The organism is Nitrobacter sp. 62-23 (assembly GCF_001897285.1).
GTDB lineage: Bacteria > Pseudomonadota > Alphaproteobacteria > Rhizobiales > Xanthobacteraceae > Nitrobacter.
Genome location: NZ_MKSM01000069.1, coordinates 1 through 6,816 on the forward strand (window position 1 = coordinate 1; position 6,816 = coordinate 6,816).

6 protein-coding genes are annotated in these 6,816 nt (G+C 61.6%); 2 read left to right on the forward strand and 4 right to left on the reverse strand.

The window, feature by feature from the left end:
- Positions 1-23 precede the first annotated feature (23 nt).
- Together BGO16_RS06235 and BGO16_RS06240 are read right to left on the reverse strand one after the other, a co-directional pair.
- The gene (locus BGO16_RS06235) at positions 24-929 is read right to left on the reverse strand and encodes an ArdC-like ssDNA-binding domain-containing protein (protein WP_111835173.1); all 906 of its coding nucleotides are present in this window, start codon (positions 927-929) and stop codon (positions 24-26) included.
- Positions 930-1,279: 350 nt separating this feature from the next.
- Entirely contained in the window at positions 1,280-3,067 is a 1,788-nt protein-coding gene (locus BGO16_RS06240; protein ID WP_292617729.1) for an integrase, read from the reverse strand.
- Between BGO16_RS06240 and BGO16_RS06245 the strand changes: the two genes are divergently transcribed.
- Entirely contained in the window at positions 3,068-3,469 is a 402-nt protein-coding gene (locus tag BGO16_RS06245; protein ID WP_292617730.1) for a hypothetical protein, read from the forward strand. It abuts the gene before it with no gap.
- On the opposite strand, the gene BGO16_RS06250 is transcribed toward BGO16_RS06245, so the two are convergent.
- On the reverse strand, positions 3,442-4,863 hold the full coding sequence (locus tag BGO16_RS06250; protein WP_292617731.1) for a hypothetical protein: 1,422 nt from the start codon (positions 4,861-4,863) through the stop codon (positions 3,442-3,444). The genes BGO16_RS06245 and BGO16_RS06250 overlap by 28 nt on opposite strands.
- Here BGO16_RS06250 and BGO16_RS06255 point away from each other — a divergent pair.
- Positions 4,849-5,199: a hypothetical protein gene (locus tag BGO16_RS06255; protein WP_292617732.1), complete on the forward strand. Its 351-nt coding sequence runs from the start codon at positions 4,849-4,851 to the stop codon at positions 5,197-5,199. The genes BGO16_RS06250 and BGO16_RS06255 overlap by 15 nt on opposite strands.
- 23 nt (positions 5,200-5,222) lie before the next feature.
- On the opposite strand, the gene BGO16_RS06260 is transcribed toward BGO16_RS06255, so the two are convergent.
- Complete coding sequence (locus BGO16_RS06260) at positions 5,223-6,647, reverse strand: site-specific integrase (RefSeq protein ID WP_111835166.1); 1,425 nt, start codon at positions 6,645-6,647, stop codon at positions 5,223-5,225.
- Between the last annotated feature and the right edge of the window lie 169 nt (positions 6,648-6,816).

Genomic DNA, 6,816 nt, shown 5'->3' on the forward strand with positions numbered 1-6,816 from the left:
TACCCCGTTGAGGATGGTGGTGATCATGCCGCCATCTCCCCGGTCCGAGGCTGCTGGGCATGCATCCAGTCAGCCGCCTGCTGGGCTTTGCTGGCGGCGGTGAAGATGGCGCGAGGGTCATCCTTGAGGAGGCGTAACCAAGATGCCACGTAGGCGGCGTGATCGGGCCTGGGATGATGGGCGACACCCAAATCCGCCAGGATGAAAGAAGCGGTCAATTCGGCGGTGGCTTCTTCGATCGGCAGCCAATCATGCTTGAACCGTTCCTGGAAGTTCCGGTCGAGCCTGTGCTTTGCGCCCGTGGCATGAGCTGCCTCATGGATCAAGGTGCCGGCTTGGGCGGCCGCGCTCGTGAATGCCGCGTAGTCCGGCATGAAGATCGTGTCGGTGTCGATGCGGTAGTGTGCATTGTAGTTGCCGGTGACGATCGGGATCTTCAGCGCATCGATGAACTCGCCGACGTGAGTGAGGCGATCGATCTCTGGAAGCTGCTCGATGACCTGAGGTTCGTAGCCATCGACTTGGGCGACATTGAACACCGTGAATGCACGTGCAAAGACGCGGCGACGAACATCATCGTTACCATCATCTGCATCATCGTTGGCGGCCGCCTTTGCCTGCTTCCAGAGAACAACCGTCGTTCCTCGTTCGCCCTTGCGTACCTGCGCGCCGATAGCCAGCCATTGCCGATAGGTTCCCCAGAGGCCGTCTGCATAGCCATGAGCTTGCGCAGCGATCCAGAGTGCGAGCACGTTGACGCCACGGTATCGATTGCCTGACGAGACGTTCTGAGGACGGGTGATGGCAGTGCCGTCGTGATGCCAGGGCATGCGCCATTCGCCGGCGCCAGCTTCGATCGCGGCGACGATCTCGGCGGTGATGCGGGTATAGACATCGGCGCGCTCCGCCGAACTCGATGTATAGGACATGGGAGAATCTCCGCGGCCGGCGGAGCAAGCCTCTCTCACTCCCTCAACCGGCCGCCCGATTCCGGCCCTCCTCGTCCTCTCCCGCCGCCCGACAGGGCGGCCGTCTTTGGTTTTGTGCTGTCTCATCATGATGGGTGCTCCCGTTCGGCCGGGGTCCCTCCCCGGCGGCGGAGCAGCCACCTGCGATGCCTGAAAGCGCGACCGCGCACTCGCAGAGCCGAAGCGATAGCGGAGGACGGCGATCAGCCGTTGCGCGGCCGTGCGGGGCATCGCGCGCTCCGACCAAGCCGGGGCGGACGCCGGCGAGAACCACCCGGCGCGGCCGCAACCTCAGGTCCGGAGCTCTGACGTCAATTGCTGCGATCGATATCGTCGAGGACAGCCTCGATGCGTGCGAGATCCTGTTGCAGGGCGGAGCGCTGTAGCGAAGACAACCGCTTCTCTTTGAGGACAGCTCTCGCCTCGTCTGCGGAACGTGCCCATGCTGGCCGGTGCCTGGCGGTGATGCAGGCGTTTGGGCACCGTGTCGGTTGGCAAAGCACGGTCAGCGGCATCTTGTTGTTGTCGGCGTTGGTTGCCTGCTTCAGGCACAGGGCGGTCCCGGGATCGAAGAAGCAATCGGCGAGCACGCCGACGTGCAATGTGCGCGCGAGACTGGCGAGCATCGTGCGAAGCCGCGCGCGATCTGCAATCATGACTGGAAGGGGGCTAAGTTCTACCGCTGCAGCATCAAGCGCCTTCGATATGCGTGGTGCCGCTGGTCCGGAAAGCGTCGAACCAATTTGCCGCTCATCGAAGTAAACCAGCAGGTCATCGAGTTGCCCAAGAGCACGCTGGTTCTCGACCTCGGCGCGGAAGCCGGACTTGCTGGAACCGGCATAGCCCTCGAAGGCCGCGACGGAGGCATGCTTATACTGGATCATGCCGGCGATCGTACCGAAGGGACGGTTGGCGATATGCCATGCAATCGTTCGGCGAAATTGCCGTGTTGTGATTCGCCAAGGCTTGCCTTCGGAACTGTTGGGAATAACCGGCTCGTTGATCGTGCCGAACAGTTCATTGAGGTGATCGCGATAAAGATTGAGCTGGCGTACTATCTCGGCAGAGAGGTGATCCTTGCACACGGATTTAGCGGCCAGGACCGGCCAGAGTGTCGTGAGGCCGCGGGCCGATGCGGCCTGGAACGAGAGGCGTTCCAGCACGTCGATGGCTTTGGCGACAGGCTCGATCGTGACCCAATCGGCTGCTTCGCCATGGCTCGATTTGCCTTTGTAGGCAACTGACCGGACGCGATGGCGCATGATCAGGCCATCTTCACTGCGGGATATAGCAAGGCATCCACGCTGCATTGCCTGAACTTCGCAGTCGCGCATGCCGGTCAGATACGCACACAGAATATATGCTGCTGATTGCAGCATCCGTTCTTCCTGGGCGAGCGTCTTGGCGTCGAAGCGAGGTCGCCACGGAAGGCCCGTCTCCGGCAGAAGAGAGATACACGTATCCATGCCGCCAGTCTCAACGCCGAGTTGGCGTATGGCTGCATCGATCAGATCGGGCGCTCCACTCGCAAGCTGAATATGCATCCTCGACTCTGCACGGGCATCGATCCCGATATGAAGATGAAGCAGGTGCGAGTTGACAGGAGGCGATACGTCCCCTGTATCTGGAAGCCGCATAGTGGCGCCATTGTGAGCGGTCCCCCAGATCGGCACACCGCGCTCTTCACGTCGTCGCCGCTCAAAGTAGTCCATGAGACGCCGGCGCTGTCGGGCACGGCGCTGTTTGCGGTCAAGGGCCTGATCTGATTGAACAAGCTTGGCGCAATGGGTCTCCAATCGATCAAGTTCGTCGCGAGCGGCAAGGATATCGGGCGCAAACTCGGTGACGTAGCGGATCGACCAGGCCAACAGTGGGGCGATGACGTCTTCCGGCATTCGTGGGGTGCGGTTCTCGCGGACGTGACGATAACCAGCGACGCGGGCTGGAGCGCGTCCGCTCCACGGGTGGAACCGCAGCCCTCCGGAGGGAAGATGATCGCGAAAAGCATAGAGGTCGACCGGCACCTCGAGAAGGTGACCGACGATGACAGGCCGTCGGCTGCAATCGCTCTGGAGATGGCGCGCGTAGCGGTCGAGCAATTGCTGATCGACCCGCGAAAGATCGACAGCGCCGAGTTCGACCTGCACGAACTCGAAGAAGCGGCGCGCCCTGTTGAATATCTGCCGAACACAGGCAGGCGGGAGCTTCTTGCGATGACCAGGGAGATCGACGTTGAGCCGGGCATAGAGCAGTTCCCGGATTGCTTCGCGGGTACCGATATCTTCGACCGAGCCGAAATGTACGGTGACATGGCAACGGCGGGCGTTCTCGCGAAATACCGCCGGCCCGAGATCCCAGCTTGCATCGCCATAGCGGGACAGGCAGCTCCGATCGAAGCCCTGCTTCAGCGCCGCGGAAGCAAGAACCGGACGGTCATGCAGATCCTGTGGGAGCGGAGCGAGGGCAACTTTGCTCATGGCCGCACCTCGGGCGGAAGATAGAGAGATTGTTGGGTGGCCTCGCTGCGCGCTTGGGCGATCAAACGTTCAGAGAAGACGGGCAGAATCTGTTGTGTGATGCGTGCATGCGCGCGACCGAACTTGATGCTCCAGTCGGCCGCAGAGAGCCCGGCGCGCTCGCCCTCGATAAAGTCGAGAAACGCGAGGATCGCTGGCAGCTTGCGAGCCGTGATGACCGCGTTGCGGCATTCCAGGCAACCCCAGAATGGCTGCGGACAGGGTGAGCCTGCTTCGGCGAAGGGGCTATTCTGAAAGCCCGCGCACGCCGCGAGCCAGACGTCCTGATCTCCATCCAGGAGCGCGGGAATGTTATTGATCTGCACAGGGGCGTCAGCACCCTCGCGCCAAAGGGACTCGCTGTCGGGTGACAGAACGATCGGTCCTGCGGACGCGACAACTTCCGTGAGCGCCTCGGCGACGGTGGCTTCATGCAAAGGGCGCAGTGACGGAATATCCGCATAGTGACGAGCGGCGATCTCCGGCGTGTGGCCGACGGCAAAGCGCGCCATGTGCCCTTCGGTCTTGAGATACCAGAGTGCCTTATGTGTTTTGCGCAGCCGGGAGAGAACAAGGTGTAGCGGACGGCGATCGTCGTCGACGATGCCGTGTCCAGCGACCCAGTTGTCCACCAACTGATGCGGGTGATCGATGCCGGACCGGAGCTGTCCTCGCCCTTTATAATGATAGACCCAGAGAGACTCGACCGGAAGAAAGCGCCTGGTAAAGCTAGTCACCTCGATCAGCTTGCGGATCAATCCGCCAGGCGTACCGAGGCCGCCATCACGAACTCGCAGACGCTTCTGCTCGGCACCACGCGCGCGACGCTTTATGTAGCGGATCTCGATCGTCCCGGACTCTGGACTCTGCAAACAATCGATGGTCAGCGCCTTGCAGCATTCGATCTCGAGCCCTGTCTCTAATGACAGGAACGTCAGCAGTGGCGGCAGATCGGTTGCGAGCAAATGATGGCGGTTATGGACATCTTCGGAAAAGCTCGAAACCGGCAGGCCCCGTCGCAGGCGCATGAAGTACAGGCGTTTGAAGGCGAGGTCCGAGTGCTCGATCTTGCCTTCAGCGGCAATCCTGGCTTCAACATCGGCGACTGCGCTGCGGAGGTTGGAATCAATGGCTTCGTCGAGCGGGCGGCCGATACGTCGGAATATTTTGCCGATATCGGCGCGAGCCGCGTCACGTAGCTGACGAGCGACGAACGGACTATATGCGTCGCGGGGTTGCGACCGTCCTGCGGATTGCGCGCTGGTGTAGCTCAGGCGATGGCGGAGCTTATCGTCGAGAAGGCCGGGTTGATCGGCATCGATAGAGCGCAGCGCCAGAATCGCCTTCGCGAGGACCGTGTGCCGATGGATCGGCGTCATGCCGCCGGCCTCAAGGGAGGCTTCGAATCCGTCAATATCCTGCGCGCGAAGATCAGCCGGCTTCGTGGCATGAGAATGGGCTCGCAGGTATGCGAAAAACTTACGATATGCCGTAATGTGCTGCATGATGGTGCAGCGCGCTCCCAACGCCCCGCCGAGTTCAGCCTGTCGGCGAACAGCACCGGCAAAGGCTATCGCAAGTGCTCGCGGGCTCAGGCTGGTGAGATCGACCTCGACGATCCCGCCATGACGCGCCTCAATGTTGAAGCGCAGTCCGAGCAACTGGTCACCGGCATGAGCTGGAACAACACCATCTGCGGGCGCAAAACGAACTGAAGTTCCCTTCCGCGGCCGGCCTCTCATAACGAGTGCTCCGAGGGAAGCAGCGCCAGTAACTCCTCGACGGCTGCATCAACGGTATCGGCGCGCGAAGCGATGTGATCGAGATAGATGTAGGTCGTTGCAAGGCTGGCGTGGCCAAGCAGCCGTTGCACTTGCTGGAGTGGATCGCCGAGGATCTGCCGATATCCTTCGATCGGGCCAGCGGGCAACGCTGCATCTCGAATCCGCTGCTGGATCAGCATCGCGAGCATATGCACGGCAAAGGTATGGCGGAGCTGGTGCGGCGTGATGTTGACGGAAAAGCTGAGAGACCTGCACCGCTCGGATGCCCGGGCGAAGATCACCTCCCAGGAGTTCGGTTGAACTGGCAATCCGACTTCCGTGAGCCACAGCACGGCGGGCTCGCCCGGTGTACCGTCATCATCACAGACGATGATCCTGCTGCGCTCTTCGGGGCTCAGCAGATCAAGAACGACGTCACTCCCGTCGAGTAGTCGCAACCGGGAAGCTGACCGCTCCCTGTGAACGAAGATCGGGCGTTCGTACGAGCGCCAGCCGGAGCGTTGTCGGAACTTAGTGACGGCGTGAGCTCGTTCAACCGCGATGTAGGCCCGCGCCTGTTCAAGCAGTCGACCGGAAAGAAGAATCTGGCGACCACGATCGCCCTTCGTCAGCGCGTCCGGTAGATCGAGCCATACCTGTCGAGCTGTTCGCCGATCCACGGCAGCAAGGTCGGATGCAAACAGAAAGGAGGCTTCCTCCAGCCGAAGGCCCGTCGTCACAACGATGTCGGAAAACAACGCATTGCGAATGCCGTTGCGATCACGCGCTCCCGGCCGCGCTCCGCCATCAGGCATAAGCCCTCTGAGGCCGACGTCCCGAAATACCCGGTAGTCATCGAGCGTGACAAAGCTGACATCTGCTCGACGTGCAGCCGGCTCATAGGCGTCATTGCGGGCTGTAATCTGCGCACGCCGACCGCCGTATCCTTGCCTCCAAACCGAGCGGTGCGTGAACGGTGCTTCAGGGAGCAAGCCTTCGTGAACGCCCCAACGATAGAGCCGATCGAGACAGGCAACAGCTCGATTCCAGGACGCCGCGGAGATACGTTGGCCGGCCTCCGTCCGGCGACGAACGCGATGATAGGCAAGGACGTCGCGACGATCACCTTGCCATACGGACTTGCCGCAGGCTTCCGAAAGAAAGCGGACCCAGACCAGGACGTCATAGCCATACGCACGAAGGGAGTGCCGTGAGCGGACGCCGTTGAGGGGAAGGTCGCGGAAGAAGCGATCCAGATCAGGATCGTAGAGTGCCCCGTCCCGCAGGATCATAGGGACGTGTGCATCAAGGCCGTCAGCCGATCGGCGCTCTTGAATGGTGATGTTCAAAGCCGGCGCTACGTTGTCCACAAGTTGTTCAACCTTCCCCCGGACCCCCATCCGGGGAGCCAGCATCAACGAAGGAGTTCAACTTGCCCGGCGCTATCCAGGCCGGCCGTCGCCAGCTATGTGGGAACGCTACGGCCGGCGGTGAGCACCGCAAAGCCGTCCGCCCGCTACGGCGCTATTGGATGGCGCGCGTGCGGACGGCTTTGCTCCACCGAGCTCA